The sequence below is a fragment of the Streptomyces flavofungini genome, assembly GCF_041028215.1.
In the GTDB taxonomy this organism is placed as follows: Bacteria; Actinomycetota; Actinomycetes; order Streptomycetales; family Streptomycetaceae; genus Streptomyces; species Streptomyces flavofungini_B.
The window spans coordinates 1-17858 of sequence record NZ_JASKYR010000073.1 but is presented as its reverse complement, the minus strand read 5'-3'; the positions used below and the strand labels follow the sequence as shown (position 1 = coordinate 17858).

At 73.3% G+C, this 17858-nt stretch carries 21 protein-coding genes; 14 read left to right on the top strand and 7 right to left on the bottom strand.

Annotated elements, in window-relative coordinates; translation table 11 throughout:
• The 4 genes from AB8Z36_RS07950 to AB8Z36_RS07935 all read left to right on the top strand — a co-directional run.
• The coding region (locus tag AB8Z36_RS07950) for a hypothetical protein (RefSeq protein ID WP_369212487.1) at positions 1 to 649 on the top strand (649 nt) is incomplete at its 5' end.
• A gap of 122 nt (positions 650 to 771) precedes the next feature.
• Positions 772 to 2370 (top strand): ribosomal protection-like ABC-F family protein, encoded by a 1599-nt coding sequence (gene abc-f, locus AB8Z36_RS07945; RefSeq protein WP_369212486.1) that lies wholly within the window; start codon positions 772 to 774, stop codon positions 2368 to 2370.
• Positions 2371 to 2749: 379 nt separating this feature from the next.
• Positions 2750 to 2971 (top strand): helix-turn-helix domain-containing protein, encoded by a 222-nt coding sequence (locus AB8Z36_RS07940; RefSeq protein WP_055550175.1) that lies wholly within the window; start codon positions 2750 to 2752, stop codon positions 2969 to 2971.
• A 133-nt stretch (positions 2972 to 3104) separates the two neighbouring features.
• Entirely contained in the window at positions 3105 to 3908 is an 804-nt protein-coding gene (locus AB8Z36_RS07935) for an enoyl-CoA hydratase/isomerase family protein (protein WP_369212485.1), read from the top strand.
• A gap of 17 nt (positions 3909 to 3925) precedes the next feature.
• On the opposite strand, the gene AB8Z36_RS07930 is transcribed toward AB8Z36_RS07935, so the two are convergent.
• Positions 3926 to 4648 (bottom strand): nucleopolyhedrovirus P10 family protein, encoded by a 723-nt coding sequence (locus AB8Z36_RS07930; protein WP_369212484.1) that lies wholly within the window; start codon positions 4646 to 4648, stop codon positions 3926 to 3928.
• A 95-nt stretch (positions 4649 to 4743) separates the two neighbouring features.
• Here AB8Z36_RS07930 and AB8Z36_RS07925 point away from each other — a divergent pair, with 95 nt between their 5' ends.
• From AB8Z36_RS07925 to amaP, 5 genes are read left to right on the top strand one after another with little or no spacing between them, the layout of a single operon-like run.
• Positions 4744 to 5232 (top strand): Asp23/Gls24 family envelope stress response protein, encoded by a 489-nt coding sequence (locus AB8Z36_RS07925; RefSeq protein ID WP_369212483.1) that lies wholly within the window; start codon positions 4744 to 4746, stop codon positions 5230 to 5232.
• A gap of 47 nt (positions 5233 to 5279) precedes the next feature.
• Entirely contained in the window at positions 5280 to 5465 is a 186-nt protein-coding gene (locus AB8Z36_RS07920; protein ID WP_369212482.1) for a hypothetical protein, read from the top strand.
• A 3-nt stretch (positions 5466 to 5468) separates the two neighbouring features.
• Positions 5469 to 5813: a hypothetical protein gene (locus AB8Z36_RS07915; protein WP_369212481.1), complete on the top strand. Its 345-nt coding sequence runs from the start codon at positions 5469 to 5471 to the stop codon at positions 5811 to 5813.
• Positions 5810 to 6517, top strand: coding sequence for a DUF6286 domain-containing protein (locus AB8Z36_RS07910; protein ID WP_369212480.1), 708 nt, complete (start codon positions 5810 to 5812; stop codon positions 6515 to 6517). Before AB8Z36_RS07915 ends, AB8Z36_RS07910 begins: the two co-directional genes overlap by 4 nt.
• A gap of 5 nt (positions 6518 to 6522) precedes the next feature.
• On the top strand, positions 6523 to 7101 hold the full coding sequence (amaP, locus tag AB8Z36_RS07905; RefSeq protein WP_369212479.1) for an alkaline shock response membrane anchor protein AmaP: 579 nt from the start codon (positions 6523 to 6525) through the stop codon (positions 7099 to 7101).
• Positions 7102 to 7123: 22 nt separating this feature from the next.
• Here the strand turns inward: amaP and AB8Z36_RS07900 are convergent, their stop codons facing one another.
• The 6 genes from AB8Z36_RS07900 to AB8Z36_RS07875 form a co-directional block, all read right to left on the bottom strand.
• On the bottom strand, positions 7124 to 7879 hold the full coding sequence (locus tag AB8Z36_RS07900; protein ID WP_369212478.1) for an SDR family oxidoreductase: 756 nt from the start codon (positions 7877 to 7879) through the stop codon (positions 7124 to 7126).
• Between the two features lie 4 nt (positions 7880 to 7883).
• Entirely contained in the window at positions 7884 to 9668 is a 1785-nt protein-coding gene (locus tag AB8Z36_RS07895) for a glycoside hydrolase family 15 protein (protein WP_369212477.1), read from the bottom strand.
• A gap of 138 nt (positions 9669 to 9806) precedes the next feature.
• Positions 9807 to 10595, bottom strand: coding sequence for an SURF1 family cytochrome oxidase biogenesis protein (locus AB8Z36_RS07890; RefSeq protein ID WP_369212488.1), 789 nt, complete (start codon positions 10593 to 10595; stop codon positions 9807 to 9809).
• Positions 10596 to 10676: 81 nt separating this feature from the next.
• Positions 10677 to 10910, bottom strand: a complete 234-nt coding sequence (locus AB8Z36_RS07885) for a hypothetical protein (protein WP_076686896.1) — start codon at positions 10908 to 10910, stop codon at positions 10677 to 10679.
• A 139-nt stretch (positions 10911 to 11049) separates the two neighbouring features.
• The gene (locus AB8Z36_RS07880; RefSeq protein WP_369212476.1) at positions 11050 to 12045 is read right to left on the bottom strand and encodes a DEDDh family exonuclease; all 996 of its coding nucleotides are present in this window, start codon (positions 12043 to 12045) and stop codon (positions 11050 to 11052) included.
• A gap of 31 nt (positions 12046 to 12076) precedes the next feature.
• Positions 12077 to 12709 carry a TetR/AcrR family transcriptional regulator gene (locus AB8Z36_RS07875; RefSeq protein WP_369212475.1) on the bottom strand — a complete coding sequence of 211 codons (633 nt, stop codon included), beginning with the start codon at positions 12707 to 12709 and terminating at the stop codon, positions 12077 to 12079.
• Between the two features lie 118 nt (positions 12710 to 12827).
• Here AB8Z36_RS07875 and AB8Z36_RS07870 point away from each other — a divergent pair, with 118 nt between their 5' ends.
• The 5 genes from AB8Z36_RS07870 to AB8Z36_RS07850 form a co-directional block, all read left to right on the top strand.
• Positions 12828 to 13625 (top strand): acetoacetate decarboxylase family protein, encoded by a 798-nt coding sequence (locus AB8Z36_RS07870; RefSeq protein WP_369212474.1) that lies wholly within the window; start codon positions 12828 to 12830, stop codon positions 13623 to 13625.
• A 1-nt stretch (position 13626) separates the two neighbouring features.
• A complete protein-coding gene (locus AB8Z36_RS07865) occupies positions 13627 to 14511 on the top strand; it encodes an SDR family NAD(P)-dependent oxidoreductase (RefSeq protein WP_369212473.1) in 885 nt (294 codons plus the stop codon).
• A 22-nt stretch (positions 14512 to 14533) separates the two neighbouring features.
• Entirely contained in the window at positions 14534 to 15817 is a 1284-nt protein-coding gene (locus AB8Z36_RS07860; RefSeq protein ID WP_369212472.1) for an amidohydrolase family protein, read from the top strand.
• On the top strand, positions 15814 to 17052 hold the full coding sequence (locus tag AB8Z36_RS07855) for an amidohydrolase family protein (RefSeq protein ID WP_369212471.1): 1239 nt from the start codon (positions 15814 to 15816) through the stop codon (positions 17050 to 17052). Before AB8Z36_RS07860 ends, AB8Z36_RS07855 begins: the two co-directional genes overlap by 4 nt.
• A gap of 117 nt (positions 17053 to 17169) precedes the next feature.
• Positions 17170 to 17858, top strand: a 689-nt coding sequence (locus tag AB8Z36_RS07850; RefSeq protein WP_369212470.1) for a caspase family protein, incomplete at its 3' end; no start/stop codon positions are given.

Here is a 17858-nt window from a genome sequence, read left to right as displayed (position 1 = left end):
CCACTCGCGGCCGGCTCCCTACGGAGACCGCCTCACCGTCCACGCGCGCGTGGAGGGCGCCGGGCCGCGCCCGGCACCCGGGCTGCGGGTCAGGGGCAGAGCGGTGGAGGCGTACGACCGGCGGAGCGGCGGCGCCCGCTGGACGTACACGCGCGAGGGGCGCACCCCCGTCACCCTGCTCGCCGCCCCCGGGCACGCCTTCGCGCTCTGGAGCGACGGCCTGGTCACCGACACCGCGCGCGACGGACGTGCCGTGCGCTGGCACCGCGCCGTCCCCGCGAGCGCCGCCTGGCTGCGCACCCCGGCGGCCCGGGGCGGCGCCGGAGTGCTGCGGCCACTGGCCCCCGGCGCCCGCATGCTGGCGGTCGTCACCCCGCGGCGCATCACCGCCTACCGCGCCGTCGACGGGGACCTGCGCTGGGTGCTGSCCGCCCGCCCCGGCTGCGCCTTCGAGCCCGCCCGCGCGCTGCGGCGCGGCGGGGCCCTCCTGGTCGCCCAGCCCTGCACGGGACCGGCCGCCCCCTGGACCGCGCAGGTCATCGCGGTGGACGGCCTCGGCAGAATCGTTCCGGGCCGCACGCCCCTCGGCAACGGTGACCTGGGGCCCGGCGCACCCGGGGACGGCGGCGGCGGTCGCCCAGAAAACTAGTTGCGCTGGGCCGTTAGAATGGCTGCCATGGCAGCTCCTCTCCTCAGTTGGACGGCGTAGACACCGGTCCCGACCACCCGCAGTCGTCCCTCTCGCCGTCCACCCTGTTCAGGAGTACCCCCGTGATCACCGCTTCCGGCATCGAGCTGCGCGCCGGCGCCCGCATCCTCATCGAGAACGCCACCTTCCGCATCGCGAAGGGCGACCGCATCGGCCTCGTCGGCCGCAATGGGGCGGGCAAGACCACCCTCACCAAGTGCCTGGCGGGCGAGGGCACCCCCGCGGGCGGCACCATCGCGCGCTCCGGAGAGGTCGGGTACCTCCCGCAGGACCCCCGCACCGGCGACCTCGACGTGCTGGCCCGCGACCGCATCCTCTCCGCGCGCGGCCTGGACACCCTGATCCGCAAGATGCGCGAGAACGAACAGCGCATCGCGAACGGCACGGGCAACACCCGCGAGAAGGCCCTCAAGCAGTACGAGCGCCAGGAGACGGAGTTCCTCACCAAGGGCGGGTACGCCGCCGAGGCCGAGGCCGCCACCATCGCCGCCGCGCTCAACCTGCCCGACCGGGTGCTCGGCCAGCCCCTGCACACGCTCTCCGGCGGTCAGCGCCGCCGTATCGAGCTGGCCCGCATCCTCTTCTCGGACGCCGACACGCTCCTCCTTGACGAGCCGACCAACCACCTCGACGCCGACTCGATCGTCTGGCTGCGCGACTACCTGAAGACCTACCGCGGCGGCTTCATCGTGATCTCCCACGACGTCGACCTCGTCGAGACGGTCGTCAACAAGGTCTTCTACCTCGACGCCAACCGCTCCGCGATCGACGTCTACAACATGGGCTGGAAGCTCTACCAGCAGCAGCGCGAGTCCGACGAGAAGCGCCGTAAGCGCGAGCGGCAGAACGCCGAGAAGAAGGCCGCCGCCCTGCACTCGCAGGCCGACAAGATGCGCGCCAAGGCCACCAAGACCGTCGCCGCGCAGAACATGGCGCGCCGCGCGGACAAGCTCCTCGCGGGTCTGGAGGAGGTCCGCCAGAGCGACAAGGTCGCCAAGCTCCGCTTCCCCGAGCCCTCCCCGTGCGGCAAGACGCCGCTCATGGCCGAGGGCCTCTCGAAGTCGTACGGCTCGCTGGAGATCTTCACCGACGTCGACCTGGCCATCGACAAGGGCTCGCGCGTCGTCATCCTCGGGCTCAACGGCGCGGGCAAGACGACCCTGCTCCGGCTGCTCGGCGGCGCCGAGAAGCCCGACACCGGCCAGGTCATCGAGGGCCACGGCCTCAAGCTCGGCTACTACGCGCAGGAGCACGAGACCCTGGACCCCGAGCGCACGGTCCTGGAGAACATGCGCTCGGCCGCCCCCGACCTCGACCTCGTCGAGGTGCGCAAGACGCTCGGCTCGTTCCTCTTCTCCGGGGACGACGTCGACAAGCCCGCGGGGGTGCTCTCCGGCGGCGAGAAGACCCGGCTCGCGCTCGCGACCCTGGTCGTCTCCTCGGCCAACGTCCTCCTTCTGGACGAGCCCACCAACAACCTCGACCCGGCGAGCCGCGAGGAGATCCTCGGCGCCCTGCGCACCTACAAGGGCGCGGTCGTCCTCGTCACCCACGACGAGGGCGCGGTGGAGGCCCTCCAGCCGGAGCGGATCATCCTGCTCCCGGACGGCGTGGAGGACCTGTGGGGCCAGGACTACGCGGACCTGGTCGCCCTCGCCTGAGCCGCTCCGCTCGCCTCGCGGTGCGGCGGCGTCCACTCCGCGTGATCGAACCATTGATCCACTGCGTATGGATCATTCGGCCGATCCGTGATCCCTCATCTGTGTGAGCTGTCCTCGTACCGAGGTGTGTCCTACACGGATTTCGGCGCCGTGGCGTCGGATGCGGAATGTGCCTGTCCGGGACGCCGCTGACCTGCTCGTTCTCCCCGGAGCCAGTCCGTGTACGGGAAATCTATCGTGCGGAATCGTTAATTCCAGTCGTGGTGGACGCATCCGGAACCGCGAACCTCGTCGTACGGACCTTGCCGAATGGGTGGCCAGGAAGCCCATGAGGGGTGATCATGAGAGTCCAGAGCGCACTTCCCACGAGGAGGCACGGGTGGCCGAGACTCTGAAGAAGGGCAGCCGGGTGACCGGCGCCGCGCGCGACAAGCTCGCGGCAGACCTGAAGAAGAAGTACGACGGCGGTGCGAGCATCCGGGCACTGGCCGAAGAGACCGGTCGTTCGTACGGTTTCGTGCACCGGATGCTCAGCGAGTCCGGCGTCACGCTGCGGGGACGCGGCGGGGCGACGCGAGGCAAGAAGGCCGCCGCCGGCTGACAGCGGCGGCACGCTGTTCGTGGTCCTACGGTGGCCACCCGGTCGATCGTGTGATCGGCCGGGTGGTTACTGTGCAGTCACTTGACCGACGCTTCCACGCGTCCGGCCCGACTGCATGCCACCGGAGGCACCCATGGCTTCGACCGACAGCGAGCACGCACCGGTTCTCGACAAGGACGGCGTACGCCTCACCATCGACGAGGCCGTCGCCACGGTGACACTGACCAATCCGGCCAAACGTAACGCCCAATCTCCCGCGCTGTGGAGGGCGTTGGCCGAAGCCGGTCGGCTGCTGCCGGGCAGCGTCCGTGTCGTGGTGCTGCGCGGTGAGGGCAAGTCCTTCTCCGCGGGCCTCGACCGGCAGGCGTTCACGCCCGAGGGCTTCGACGGCGAGCCCTCCTTCATCGATCTGGCACGCGGCGACGACGGCGTCCTGGACGCCACCATCGCCGAGTACCAGGAGGCGTTCACCTGGTGGCGGCGGAGCGACATCGTGTCCATCGCCGCCGTCCAGGGGCATGCCATCGGCGCGGGCTTCCAGTTGGCGCTCGCCTGCGATCTGCGGATCGCGGCGGACGACGTGCAGTTCGCCATGCGCGAGACCAGCCTGGGCCTGGTCCCCGACCTCACCGGCACGCATCCGCTGGTGGGGCTCGTCGGCTACGCCCGCGCCCTGGAGATCTGCGCCACCGGACGCTTCGTCCACGCGGACGAGGCCGAGCGCGTCGGCCTCGCCAACCTCGTCGTGCCCGCGGACCAGCTTCTCCCGGCCGCCGGGGACCTGGCCGCCGCGCTCGTCGCCGCGCCCCGCGACGCCGTCATCGAGACCAAGGCGCTGCTCCAGGGCGCCACACACCGTGACTACGAGGAGCAGCGCGTTGCCGAGCGGGCCGCACAGGGCCGCAGGCTCCGCGACCTCGCGGGCCTCGGCGACTGACGTACCCCGGGCCGTCCCTATTCCACGGCGGTGATCAGCACCGCCACCGTGGGGTCGTCCGGCAGCGCCCCCGCCACCGCCGCGCGGACTGCGAGCGCCACGTCCAGCGGGCGGTGCCCGCCGCCTGTGGCGAGCTCCACGCGCGCGTGGCGGCGCGGCAGCGCGTGGGCCGCCGGGCGCTCCTCGATGTGCACGGCCGGGCCGAGCGCGCGGGTCAGCCTGAGCACCCCGGGCACGGCGAGCGCGGCCCGCGCCGCGTCGCTCCGGGCCCCGGCCACCGTCGCCCCGTCCTCGTCCGGCGGTACCTCCGCGGAGGACTCGGACGCCGTGTCCGCCCCTGCCCGCGCCTGGTCGAGCAGTGCCGTCACGCGCAGGTCCACCTCCGGTGCCACCAGGCCGAGGCCGCGCGCCGCCACCGAGAGCGCCGCGCGCAGCCGGTCCGCCGCCGCGGGCAGGGGCGCGTCCGCGGACGCCGCGAAGTCCGCCGTGATCCGCAGCGGTCCCGGCGGCAGCGCGCTCGGCGGTGGCGGCACGGCCGCCGTCCCCGCGTGCCCGGGGTCGGCCGGGGCGATGCGGAGCGTGCCGAGGCGTACGCCGGTGACGCCGCGCGCAGCCCGGCGCAGCACGCCGCCCGCCGCCGCCTCCGTCACCCAAGTGCCGTCTTCCGCGCCGCCGAGCGGCAGCACCCTGCCGAGCCCCAGCTGTCGGCGTACCGCCTGGGTCCAACCGTCACCCGTCATGGTTCCACCCTGCCGCATCCCCGGAGCGCTGCCGCGTAACCGGACTTAATGTGGCCGAAGAAAGCTAATCCCCTTGCGGAACGGACGGGACGGCGATGACCGACACGGGACAGCGGAAGACGTCTCAGACGTTGCAGAAGGACTCCCCGGGCGCGACACCTGCGAAGGAGCCGGCCGGCGGCGGTCTCGGCGGCGCCCCCGGCGGCCGTGGCAAGACCACCATCGCCGACGGGGTCGTCGAGAAGATCGCCGGGCTCGCCGCGCGTGACGTCGAGGGCGTGCACGCGATGGGCGGCGGCCTCGCGCGGACCTTCGGGGCCGTGCGCGACCGAGTGCCCGGCGGCTCCAAATCCGTCTCGCGCGGTGTGAAGGCCGAGGTGGGCGAGGTGCAGACCGCGCTCGACCTGGAGATCGTCGTCGAGTACGGCGTGTCGATCGCCGACGTCGCCCGTGACGTACGGGAGAACGTGGTCACCGCCGTGGAGCGCATGACCGGCCTTGAGGTCGTCGAGGTCAACATCGCCGTGAGCGATGTGAAGCTGCCCGACGAGGAGGACGACGAACCCGAGGGCCGCCTCCAGTAGGCCCGAAGGCCGCACGCACGAAAGACCGTCTCCTGAAGGAGCGCACGATGAGCATGGCCGTGATCGGCATGGTGGCAGGAATGGCGCTCGGCTTCGCCGGATACTTCGGCGGATTCGGGGCGTTCCTGCTGGTGGCCGCCTTGGGCGCGATCGGCTTCGTGGCCGGTCGGTTCCTTGAGGGGGACCTGGAACCCGGCGAGTTCTTCCGTACCCGCGGCGACCGGCGGCGGTGAGCGGTGGCGGCACAGGTCGCGGCCGGGGAGCGCGGCGCCACCCGGATCGCCGACCGGGTCGTCGCGAAGATCGCCGCGCAGGCGGCGCGTGAGGCCCTGCGGACGGTGCCGCCCGACGGCTCCCCGCCGCACGCCACCGTCGCCGTCAGCCACGGCGCCGCCCGCGTCCGCGTCAGCCTCGAACTGGACTACCCCTGCGACATCGGCGGGCGCTGCGGCGCGGTGCGTCGCCGTGTCGCCGAACGGGTAAGGGCGTTGGCGGGAATGGACGTGCCCGAAGTGGCGGTCCAGGTGGAGCGGCTGCACTCGGCGCGGGTCCGCGCCTCGGCACAGGGGAGGACACGATGAGGGAGGCCAAGGGGGACGACGGGACCCGGCCGCAGGGCGACGACGGCACGCGACCGCTGCCGGTCCCGGTCATCGAGGAGGCCCGGTCCGAGGGTGAGTTCGCCCAGTCGGCGTCCGCCGCCGACCACCGGCCGCGGCCCACGTTCGCCGACGGCGGCGACAAGGCGGGGCGGTTCTGGGCCCGGCGCCGGGTGCCCGCCGCACTCCTCGCCGTGCTGTTCCTCGCGGGTACCGGGCTGCTCCTGTACGACGTCGTCGCCGTACGGGCCGACCACCCGGCGATGCGCTGGCGGCGCGAGCTGGCCGGGGAGCTGGGGAAGCGCCCCCTGGACGACACCGCGGTGCTCGTCGGGGCCGGAGTGGCCGCAGCCCTCGGCCTCTGGCTGCTCGTGCTCGCCGCGACCCCCGGGCAGCGCGGGCTCCTGCCGATGCGGCGCACCCACTCCGACGTGCGCGCGGGCCTTGAGCGGACCGCGGCCGCCACGGTGCTGCGCGACCGCGCGATGGACGTGCCCGGCGTGCAGTCCGTGCGGGTCCGCATGAAGCGCTCCACGGTGCGGGTGCGGGCCGTCTCGCACTTCCGCGAACTCGACGACGTACGCGGCGATCTGGACACGACGCTCGCCGACGGCATCCACGGCCTCGGGCTCGCCAAGGCGCCCGGCCTCTCGGTCCATGTCGCCCGGCCCGGCGGGAAGGGGTGAGCGCCATGCTGCGCACGGTCAACCGCGTGCTCCTGGCCCTGGCAGGCCTCGTCCTGCTGGTCCTCGGCGGCTCCGTGCTCGCCGTGGGGCTCGGCGCGCCGCCGCCCTCCTGGTGGATGCACGACGGGCGGCACGACGTCCTGCTCAGCGCCGCCGACCGGACGCGCTGGCGGGACGCCGGATGGTTCTGGCCGGTGGTCATCGGCGTCCTCGCGCTGCTCGTCCTGCTCACCCTGTGGTGGCTCTCCGCGCAGCTGCGCAGGCGCCGCCTCACGGAGGTCCTGGTGGAGACCGGCGACGGCGAGGGCGCCCTGCTGCGCGGGCGCGCCATGGAGAGCGTCCTGGCCGGTGAGGCGGAGACCCAGGACGGCGTCGAGCGGGCCCGGGTCACGCTGGCCGGACGGCGCTCCGCGCCGCGGGCGCGCGCGGAGCTCGCCCTGCAACCCCACGCCGCGCCCGCCGACGCCCTGCACCGCTTCTCCGCCGAGGCCCTGGCCCGCGCCCGTGACTCGGCGGGCCTCGCGAGCCTGCCCGCCACGGTCCGGCTGCGCGGCGTCAGGCACCGCGCCGAGCGCGTGAGCTGAGGCCCGCGCCGTCCGGGGGCCCTCAGAAACCGCTGCGGGACCCGCCGTCCACCGGCACCATGACCCCTGTCAGATACGAGGCGGCGGGCGAGAGCAGGAACGCGGCCGTGCGGCCGAACTCGTCCGGGGTGCCGTAGCGGCGCAGCGGGATGCTCGCCTCGTTGGCGGCGCGGGTGGCCTCCGGGTCCGGGGAGAGGCCGTCGAGCTGGCGCATGCGGTCGGTGCCGATGCGGCCGGGGAGCACACCGACGACGCGGATGCCGCGCGGCCCCAGCTCGTCCGCCAGGGACTTGGCGAACCCGGCGAGGCCAGGACGCAGGCCGTTGGAGATCGTCAGGCCCGCGATCGGCTCGTACACCGAACCGGAGAGCACGAAGCCGATGACGCCGCCCTCGCCCAGTTCGGCGGCGGCGGCGCGGGCGAGCCGCACCGCACCGAGGAAGACCGATTCGAAGGCGGCCCGCCACTGCTCGTCGGTGTTGTCGGCGACGAAGCCGGGCGCGGGCCCGCCGACGCTGATCAGTACGCCGTCGAAGCCGCCGAAGTGCTCGCGGGCGGCGGCGATCAGGCGGTCCGCGACGGCCGGGTCGGCGTTGTCGGCGGCGACGCCCACCGCGTTCTCGCCCAGTTCGGCGGCGGCTTCGGCGACGGTCTTCGCGTCGCGCCCGGTGATGACGACCTTCGCGCCGTCGGCGACGAGCCTGCTCGCGGTGGCGTTGCCGAGGCCGCGGGTGGCGCCGGTGACGACGTAGACACGGTTTTCCAGTCCAAGATCCATGCGCCTAGTCTCCCGTGTCCGTCCCGTAGAGCGCGAGGGCGGTGTTGACCAGGCCGATGTGGCTGAACGCCTGCGGGAAGTTGCCGAGCTGACGGCCGTTGACCGGGTCGTACTCCTCGGCGAGGAGCCCCACGTCGTTGCAGAGTCCCGCCAGGCGCTCGAACAGGGCGCACGCCTCCTCGGTGCGGCCCGTCATGTGCAGCGCGTCCGCCAGCCAGAAGGAGCAGACGAGGAAGGTGCCCTCCTCGCCGGGCAGGCCGTCGACCCGGTTCCCCGCCGAGGAGTACCGCAGCATCAGGCCGTGGTGGTCCAGCTCGGCGCGGACCGCTTCGACCGTGCCGACGACCCGCGGATCGTCCGGCGGCAGGAAGCCCGTACGGGGGATGAGCAGCAGGGAGGCGTCCAGTTCCGCGGAGCCGTAGTACTGGGTGAAGGTGTTGCGCTCGGCGTCGTAGCCGCGCTCGCAGACCTCCTGGTGGACCTCGTCGCGCAGCTTGCGCCAGCACTCGACGTCGCCGCGGAGCTCGGGGTGCTCCTCCAGGGTGCGCACCGCCCGGTCGGCGGCGACCCACACCATCACCTTGGAGTGCACGAAGTGCCGCTCGGGGCCGCGCATCTCCCACAGGCCCTTGTCCGGCTCGCGCCACTTCCCGCGCAGGAACTCAAGGAGCTGGAGCTGGAGGTTCCACGCGTGCGGGCGGCTGTGCAGGCCCGCGCGGCGCGCGAGGTACAGGGAGTCGACGACCTCGCCGTACACGTCGAGCTGGAGCTGGCTCACGGCGTCGTTGCCGACGTGCACCGGGCTCGACCCCTCGTACCCGGGCAGCCAGGGGATCTCGTACTCGGGGAGCCGGCGCTCACCGGCGAGCCCGTACACGATCTGGAGGTCGTCGGCGTTGCCCGCGACCGCGCGCAGCAGCCAGTCGCGCCAGGCCTCGGCCTCCTCCAGGTACCCGGCCGCGACCAGGGCGTTCAGGGTGAGGGTGGAGTCGCGCAGCCAGCAGAAGCGGTAGTCCCAGTTGCGGACGCCGCCGATCTCCTCGGGCAGGGAGGTGGTGGGGGCGGCCACGATGCCGCCGGTCGGGGCGTAGGTGAGGGCCTTGAGGGTGATGAGGGAGCGGACGACCGTCTCGCGCAGCGGTCCCTCGTAGTTGCAGCGGGCGGTCCAGGCGCGCCAGTCCGCGAGGCTCTCCTCCAGCGCCTCGTACGGGTCGAGCAGGGACGGGCGCGGCTCGTGGGAGGGGTGCCAGGTGAGGACGAACGCCACCTTCTCCCCCTCCTCGACGGTGAACTCGGAGTGGGTGCCGTAGGCGTGGCCCCAGGTGTGCACGGCGGGCTCGCTGCGCAGCCAGACCGAGTCCGGGCCCGCGACGGCGACGCGGTGCCCGTCGACCTTGCGCACCCACGGCACGACCGAGCCGTAGTCGAAGCGGAGCCGGAGCGTGCTGCGGATGGTCACGCTGCCCTTGAGGCCCTCGACGATGCGGACGACGTCGGGGGCGCGGTCGCGCTGCGGCATGAAGTCGGTGACGCGGACCGAGCCGTCCTCGGTGTCCCACTCCGTGTCCAGGACGAGGGAGTCGGGCCGGTAGGCACGGCGGGTGCAGGCGCCCTCGTTGGCCGGGGCGATGCGCCAGTGGCCGTTCTCCTCGTCGCCGAGCAGCGCGGCGAAGCACGCGGCGGAGTCGAAGCGGGGCAGGCACAGCCAGTCGAGCGAGCCGTCACTGGCGATGAGGGCGGCGGTCTGATGGTCGCCGATGAGCGCGAGGTCTTCGATGGGGCGAGGCACGAAGAACGCGTTCCCGCGTGGGGGCCCCGCCAATCGGTGAGCCTGCCGAAACGTGGCTGACCTGGGGTTATCGGGTAATGGGAGGCTGCTTCCGCCGGTGCGCCGGTCAGACGGTGCGCCGGTCGGACGGTCCGCCGGTCAGACGGCCGCGGGCGCCGTCTCCTCGGCGGTGGCCGCCGCGGCGGCGGCGCGGTCGCGGCGCTCCCTGCGGACCAGGACGACCCAGCCCACCGGGACGCCCGCGGCGAACAGCCACCACTGCACCGCGTAGGCCATGTGCGGTCCGATGCCGCTGTGGTCGGGCTCGCCGATCGGTTCGGGGGTGCCGCCCACGGGCTCGGGGGAGGTCTGCTCGACGTATCCGCCGAGGACCTCCTTGCCGAGGGTGTGGGCCATCTGCCCGCTGCTGATCAGCATGATCTGGCGGTCGGGCAGCCCGCGGATGTCCTTGATGCCGCTCTCCGCGGACGTCTCGTCGGCCATGAGGCGGCCGGTGACGACCGTATGGCCCCGGGGCGGCGCGGGAACTTCGGGGAAGGCGGTCTGCGGTCCGTCGGCCGGGATCCAGCCGCGGTTGACCAGGAGGACCTTGCCGCCGTCGAGGACGAAGGGGGTCAGGACGTGGAAGCCGACCTTGTCGTCGGAGTTCGTGCGGCGCCGCACGACGACCTCGTGCTCCGTGTCGAACCTGCCCTCGGCGCTCACCCTGCGGTACAGGTCCGCCCTCGGCACCTCGTGCCCGGGGGAGGTGAGCGACGCGGCCGGGACCGGGTCGGCGGCCAGCGCCCTGGAGATCCGCTCGTTCTGCGCGACACGGTGCTCGTGCCGGTGCAACTGCCAGAAGCCCAGCTCGACCATCACGGGGATGAGAACGAGGGCGATGAGGGTGAGGATCACCCACTGCCGGGACAACAGGAAGCGGTACACCCCACGACCGTACAACTCGGTCATGGGGTGTCCGGCGGTGGGGTCGGGGTGAGCGCCGCCCCCGGGCGGGGCGGAGCCGGGTCAGACCTTGTCGATGATGCCCACCCGGCCCTCCGCGCGCGAGCAGTGGGCGCCGCAGTACCAGTGCCCGTCGACCTCCACGCCCTGGCCGATGATGCGGCACCGGCAGTGCTCGCAGATGGGCGCCATGCGGTGGATGGCGCAGGAGAAGCAGTCGAAGACGTGCACCGCGCCCTGCGCGTGCACCTCGAAGGACATGCCGTAGTCGTTTCCGCAGACCTCGCAACGTGCCATGCGCCACAGGGTGGGACGCGGCGGCGGTGCGGGGCGAGCCGTCGGCGGGCGAGTCGTGCGCAATCACCCGTCTGACGGTCACCTCTCCGTCTGACGGTCACCTCTCCGTCCGACGGTCACCTCTCCGTCGCGGGCGGGGTCATCCCCCGGTCGCGGGCGCCACGTCCTGGAGGAGCTGGCCGAAGGCGGCCTCGTCGATCACGGGCGTGCCGAACGAGCGCGCCTTGACGGTCTTGGAGGTGCCGGAGTCCGGGTCGTTCGTGACGAGCAGGCTGGTGAGGCGCGACACGCTGGTGGCGATGTGCAGACCCGCCTCGACCGCCCGGTCCTCCAGGAGGTCGCGCTCGACGGAGGTGTCCCCGGAGAACGCCACCCGCATGCCCTGCTTGAGTGGTTTGCCCGTTTCGTAACGGCCCGGATTCGGGTACGGGCACGGCGGCCGCTTGCGCGAGGGCCGCCAACTCGTCGGCCGGTACGCGGCGGAGGGCGCGGAGCCGGTGGACTGGCGCACCACCCGGGGCGGCCCGTCGGACCACTCGGTGAGCGGACGGCACTCCAGGAGCGGCAGCCGGACATTGCCGCCCGCGGCCGCGAGCAGGCTCGGGCGGAACGCCTCGGCGAGCACCCGGGCGTCGTCCAGCGCGTTGTGCGCGTGGCGCTGCTCGACGCCGAAGTGCGCGGCCAGGGACTCCAGCTTGTGGTTGGGCAGCGGCAGCGCGAGCTCCTTGGAGAGCGCGATGGTGCACAGCCGCTGCCGGACGGGGGCGGTGACCTGCGCGCGTGCGTACTCCCTGGCGATCATCGACCAGTCGAAGACGGCGTTGTGGGCGACCAGGACGCGGCCGTCGAGGCGGCTCGCGAACTCCTCGGCGATGTCCTTGAACAGCGGCGCGTCCGCGAGCACCTCGGTGGTGAGGCCGTGGATCCAGACGGGTCCGGGATCGCGCTGGGGGTTGACCAGGGTGTACCAGTGGTCCTCGATGTCGCCCCGGGCGCCGACGCGGTAGACGGCGGCCGAGACTATGCGGTCGTCGCGGGCCAGGCCGGTGGTCTCGACGTCGACGACCGCGTACCCCGTTGGATACGCGGCCGGCCAGGGGGCGGCGGACGCTGCGGTCGTCTGGTCTTCGAGCATGGTCCATGAGGATACGGGCCGCGACTGACAGTCAGCTCCCCGGTCCCACAAGCCCGGTCACCAGAGCCTTGACGGACAGGGTGAAGAGCGACTCCGCGTCGAGCGGCGCGGCCAGCGCGCGGGCGAGCGCGCCGTCCCGCTCCGCCGCCTGAGCCGTCCACAGCTCCGCCTCGCCGGGGCGCTGGACGGGGGCGCGTTCACGGGCGCGCTCGACCAGGACATGGCCCACGACATGAACCTGGACGGCGCGCACGGCGTCGGCGGCACGGGCGCCGCGCAGCCCCGCCTCATGCACCTCGTGCACCAGGGCCCGTTGGGCGGGCAGGAACATCCGTTCGGTCAGCCCGCGTTCATGCACCAGCGCGACCAGATGCGGATGGTCGCGCAGCAGCCCGCGCAGCGCGCGGGCCACCGAGACGATGCGGCCCGCGGGCGTGCGGCCGGTGGGGCGGATCTCGCCGAGGTCGGCCAGCGTGCGCTCGACCAGGGCGTCCAGGAGCGACTCGCGGTTGCCCACGTGCCAGTAGATCGAGGTGACGGCGGTGCCGAGCTCGGCGGCGAGGCCGCGCATCGTCAGGGCCCGCGGGCCGTGCCGCTTCACCAGGTCCTCGGCGGCGTCGAGCACATCGCCCCGGTTCAGCGTGCGCGTCTCTTTACCCTTCACGGCTCCTGTTGTAACTGTGTTACAGACCCACCGCAAGCCACTCCGGCCGACCGCACGGGCCGGGCCCCGCACGTGACGGCCGCGGACCGGAGTCCGCGCTGACGAAGGGTGGTACGACATGCCACGCGTACGGTACGGAGCGCGCGACGAGGCCGGGATCGCCGCCGCGCGCACCGCGAGCGCGAAGCTCCCGGACATCTGGTCCACGGGCGTGGTGGCCGTCTGGGAGAGCGATCCGGACGCGGTCGCGGCCGTGCTGCCGCCGCCTCTGAAGCCCACCGGGCAGCCACTCGTACGGGCGAACATCAGCAAGGTGGACCTGCCCGGCTATCCGCTCGGCGCGGGCTCCGTGGCCGTCGCCGCCGAGCACGGGGGAGTGCGCGGCTGGTATCCGCTGGTGATGCCGATGACCCATGAGCGCGCGCTGACCGGCGGGCGCGAGGTCTTCGGGGAGCCGAAGAAGCTCGGCGAGGTGGAGGTCGAGCGCGAGGGCCTCGTCGTGCGCGCCTCGCTGGCCCGGCACGGCATCGCCTTCGTGGAGGTGCGCGGCGCGGTCAGCGGCGCCCTGCCACTCCCCGGACCGGCCGTGAGGACCGACTTCTACTTCAAGTTCCTGCCCGCGGTGGACGGTTCGGGCTTCGACGCCGACCCGGTGCTCGTGCACTGCGTGCGCAACGAGAAGGTCCGCAAGCTGGAGGGTGTCACCGGGGACGTCGTGCTGCGCGAGTCGGTGTACGACCCCGTGGCCGACCTCCCCGTGCGTGCCGTCGTCAAGATCACCATCGGCGAGAAGACCACCGACCAGCGGGGCCGCGTCGTCGAGCGCGTCGACGCCCAGGCCCTGCTGCCCTACATCCACCAGCGCTACGACGACCCCGCCCAGATCCTCGACGGCCCGCCCGAGGGGAGCGTCTGAGATGGAACTGCGTGCGGGACAGGTCGCGGTGGTGACGGGCGCCGCGAGCGGCATCGGCCTCGCCATGGCCCGCCGGTTCTCGGCGGACGGGCTCAAGGTCGTCCTCGCCGACGTCGAGCGGAGCGCGCTGGAGAAGGCCGCCGCGAGCCTGCGCGAGGACGGCGCGGAGGTGCACGCGCGCGTGACCGACGTCGGGCGGCGCGAGGAGGTCATGGCCCTGGCCGAGGAGGCGTACGACAGGTTCGGCGCCGTCCATCTGCTCTGCAACAACGCGGGGGTCGGCTCCGGCGCCGAGGGCCGCATGTGGGAGCACGAGCCGAACGACTGGAAGTGGGCCTTCGAGGTCAACGTCTGGGGCGTCTTCCACGGCATCCAGGCCTTCGTGCCGCGCATGCTCGCGGGCGGCGAGCCGGGCCACGTCGTCAACACCTCCTCCGGCGACGGCGGCATCGCGCCGCTGCCCACCGCCTCCGTGTACGCGGTCACCAAGGCCGCCGTGGTGACGATGACCGAGTCGCTGTACGCCCACCTGAAGGCGGAACACGCGCGCGTGGGCGCCTCCGTGCTCTTCCCCGGACCGCACATGCTGCGCACCGGCCTGTGGGAGTCGCACCGCAACCGGCCCGACCGCTACGCCAAGACCCGGCCGCGCAGGACCCCGTACCGCACCATCGCCCAGTTCGAGGCCGCCATGCGGGACGCGGGCGAGGAGGTGGCGTTCACGCCCGTCGAGGAGGTCGCCGACTTCGTCGCCGAGGGCGTCGCGGCCGGGCGCTTCTGGCTGCTTCCGGCGAGCGAGCACAGCGACCGGCAGATCAGAGCGCGGTCGCGGTCGATGCTCGACCGCGCCGACCCCGCGTACCTGGAGAACTTCATCCTGGACTGACCGGCCCGAAGGGAGCGCCCCGATGAGCGCCCAGGACCCGTACCTGATCATCTCCTCCGACTGCCACGCCGGACTTCCCACCGAGGAGTACCGGCCCTATCTCGACAGCCGCTTCCACCGCGCCTTCGACGGCTTCCTGGGCGAGCGCGACGCCCGCCGCGAGGAGGCGACCCGGCTCGGCATCCGCAACGACGCGTTCGCCGCCCGGTGGTTCAAGGACAACGAGGAGGGGCTGCGCGGCGGCTGGGACACCGCGCAGCGCCTGAAGGAGCTGGACGGCGACGGGGTCGCCGCCGAGGTCGTCTTCCCCGACGCGGACGCCGTGGACAGCGGGACCGCCGCGCCCTTCGGCGTGGGCCTCGGGCTCTCCGGCGACCAGGCCCCCGAACTCGGCATGGCGGGTGCCCGGGCGCACAACCGCTGGCTCGCCGACTTCGTGTCCGAGCACCCCGAACGGCACTGCGGCGTCGCCCTGCTCCCCGTCACCGGCGACGTCGACCGCGTCGTGGCCGAGATCCACCGGGCCAAAGAGTCCGGGCTCGGGGCGCTGATGATCCCCTCCATGTGGGTCGACAAGGCGCCCTACCACGACCGGCGTTACGACCCCGTGTGGGCGGCGGCGGCCGCGTGCGCGATGCCCGTGGTCACCCACTCCGGAGCGGCGCCCCGCCACGAGTACGGCGACCATCTCGGGATCTACGTCTCCGAAGTGACCTGGTGGCCCGCGCGGCCCCTGTGGTTCATGCTCTGGTCGGGTGTCTTCGAGCGCCATCCCGGCCTGAGGTTCGGCGTCGCCGAGTCGGGCTGCTGGTGGCTGCCGAACCTGCTGTGGTTCATGGACCGCCTCTACCTGGGGGCGCACGGCGGCAAGAAGCTCTCCCCGTTCTCGGAGCTCAAGCGGCCCCCGCACGAGTACCTCGACCGGCAGATCTTCGTCTGCGCCACCAACACCAAGCGGCGCGAGCTCGCCCAGCGGTACGAGATCGGCGTCGACAACATCCTCTGGGGCAGCGACTTCCCGCACCCCGAGGGCACCTGGCCCGACACGCGCGCGTGGCTGCGGAAGACCTTCCACGACATCCCCGTGGCCGAGACCCGGCGCATGCTCGGCCTCGCCGCCGCCGAGGTCTTCGGCTTCGACACCGCAAGGCTCGCGCCGCTGGCCGCCCGTATCGGCCCCACCCCCGCCGACCTCGGCCAGGACCCCGGCCAGCGGGCGGTCGAGGCCTCCTGGGCGCGCTCGCGCGAGGTCGGCCGCCACTGGCTGACCGGCCACGACTTCCCGGCCCTCGGAGCGGACGCATGAGCGGAGACCGCTACACCGTCATCTCGGCCGACTGCCACGCCGGAGCCGACCTGCTCGACTACCGGCCCTACCTGGAGGCCCGGCACCACGACGCCTTCGACGACTGGGCGGCCACCTACGTCAACCCCTACGAGGACCTCCTCGCCGACACCGCCGACCGCAACTGGAACTCCGGCCGCCGCCTCGCCGAACTGGAGGCGGACGGCATCGTCGCCGAGGTCGTCTTCCCCAACACCATCCCGCCCTTCTTCCCCTCCGCGTCACTGATGGCTCCGGCCCCCACGCGCGAGGAGTTCGAGCGGCGCTGGGCGGGGCTGCGCGCCCACAACCGGTGGCTCGCCGACTTCTGCGCCGCCGCGCCGGGCCGCAGGGCGGGCGTCTTCCAGATCCTGCTCAACGACGTGGAGGAGGCGGTCAGGGAGATCCGCCGGTGCGCGGCGGCGGGCCTCACGGGCGGCGTCATGCTGCCCGGCACACCGCCGGGCTCGGGACTGCCGGAGCTGTACTCGGCCGCGTACGACCCGATCTGGGACGCCTGCGCGGAACTCGGCGTCCCGGTCAACCACCACGCGGGCTCGGCGTCGCCACCGCTCGGCGACGAACCGGCCGCGCGCGCGGTGTTCATGGTCGAGACGACGTGGTTCTCGCACCGGGCGCTGTGGCACCTGGTCTTCGGCGGCGCCTTCCGCCGCCACCCGGAGCTGCGGCTCGTCCTCACCGAACAGGGCTCCGGCTGGATACCGGGCGTCCTGGACATGCTGGACTACTACCACGCCCGGCTCGTCGCCGCGGCGGCGCGGAGGTCCGGCGCCGGGACGGCCGAGTCGAAGTTCGGCGCGGGCCTCGCCGAGTCGATGGGCAAGGGGCCCTCCGAGGTCTGGCGCGACAACTGCTTCGTGGGCGCCAGCTTCATGCGCCCGCACGAGGCGGCCCTGCGCGACCGCATCGGCCTCGACAAGATCATGTGGGGCAGCGACTACCCGCACGACGAGGGCACCCACCCCTACTCCCGCGAGGGCCTGCGCTTCAGTTACGCGGGTCTGCCCCGGGACGAGATCGCGGCCATGGTCGGCGGGAACGCCGCCCGCGTCTACGGCTTCGACCTGGCGGCGCTCGGCCGCGTCGCCGCCCGCGTGGGCCCCACCGTCGCGGAACTGGCCGAACCCCTCAAGGAGCCCCCGGCCGACGCCACGAGCCCGGTCTTCGCGACGGGAGGGTCGGTACGCGTCTGGTGAGCCGGTACGCGGCCGGTGGGACCGGCGGCGGACGGGGACGGCGTCTGCGGCCGGAGTCACTGTCGGTGCCCTGTGGGATCCTGGCCCGTGTTGCGCTCGAAAGGGGAGACGCGGGCCATGGGGGACAGCAAGCAGGCGCTGATCGTCGCGGTGCCGAGGTATGAACTGGAGGAGGAGTTCCCGGATCTGACGGCCGCGGTGGACCGGGACGCGGAGCTGATCGGCGCCGCCCTGCGCTCCTCCGGGTACAGCGTCGAGGTCCTCGGACTCGCGCCCGACAAGCCCGCCCAGCGCTCCCGCGTCCGCAGCGCCGTCAGCCGGATCTGCTGCACCGCGCCGGAGGACGGGACGGTCCTCGTCCACTTCACCGGGCACGGTCTCTCCGTCGGCGGCGCCGACCATCTCGTGCCCTCCGACGCCCAGTTGAGCTGGGCCGCCGACCCGCCCGAGGTCGCGCTCGACAGCCTCATCGACCTGGACCTGGCCTCGCTGCTCCAGGGCTGCCGGGCCGGGACGGTGCTGCTCACCGTCGACGCCTGCCGCGACCCCGCCGACCCGGACGGCGGCTCGCACGGCGGCCGGGCCACCGTCTTCCCCGCGGGGCACGACCGCGTCGCCGTCCTCTTCGGCTGCGGCCCGGGGCAGACCTGCGGCTCCGACGACGAGGCCGGCAGCCACTTCACGCGCGCGCTCGCCGAGGCCCTGGACGCCGACACCTCGCCGCGCACCGTCGCGGAAGTCATMGAGTACACCACGGCCCGCACCGCCGAGCTGGCCCGCGCCGCCCGGCACCAGCAGACCCCCAC

Coding starts and splice junctions, on each gene's coding strand:
- AB8Z36_RS07935 (WP_369212485.1), top strand. CDS start 3,105: ATGGCTTCGACCGACAGCGAGCACGCACCGGTTCTCGACAAGGACGGC.
- AB8Z36_RS07930 (WP_369212484.1), bottom strand. CDS start 4,648: ATGACGGGTGACGGTTGGACCCAGGCGGTACGCCGACAGCTGGGGCTC.
- AB8Z36_RS07925 (WP_369212483.1), top strand. CDS start 4,744: ATGACCGACACGGGACAGCGGAAGACGTCTCAGACGTTGCAGAAGGAC.
- AB8Z36_RS07920 (WP_369212482.1), top strand. CDS start 5,280: ATGAGCATGGCCGTGATCGGCATGGTGGCAGGAATGGCGCTCGGCTTC.
- AB8Z36_RS07910 (WP_369212480.1), top strand. CDS start 5,810: ATGAGGGAGGCCAAGGGGGACGACGGGACCCGGCCGCAGGGCGACGAC.
- amaP (WP_369212479.1), top strand. CDS start 6,523: ATGCTGCGCACGGTCAACCGCGTGCTCCTGGCCCTGGCAGGCCTCGTC.
- AB8Z36_RS07900 (WP_369212478.1), bottom strand. CDS start 7,879: ATGGATCTTGGACTGGAAAACCGTGTCTACGTCGTCACCGGCGCCACC.
- AB8Z36_RS07885 (WP_076686896.1), bottom strand. CDS start 10,910: ATGGCACGTTGCGAGGTCTGCGGAAACGACTACGGCATGTCCTTCGAG.
- AB8Z36_RS07880 (WP_369212476.1), bottom strand. CDS start 12,045: ATGCTCGAAGACCAGACGACCGCAGCGTCCGCCGCCCCCTGGCCGGCC.
- AB8Z36_RS07870 (WP_369212474.1), top strand. CDS start 12,828: ATGCCACGCGTACGGTACGGAGCGCGCGACGAGGCCGGGATCGCCGCC.
- AB8Z36_RS07865 (WP_369212473.1), top strand. CDS start 13,627: ATGGAACTGCGTGCGGGACAGGTCGCGGTGGTGACGGGCGCCGCGAGC.
- AB8Z36_RS07860 (WP_369212472.1), top strand. CDS start 14,534: ATGAGCGCCCAGGACCCGTACCTGATCATCTCCTCCGACTGCCACGCC.
- AB8Z36_RS07855 (WP_369212471.1), top strand. CDS start 15,814: ATGAGCGGAGACCGCTACACCGTCATCTCGGCCGACTGCCACGCCGGA.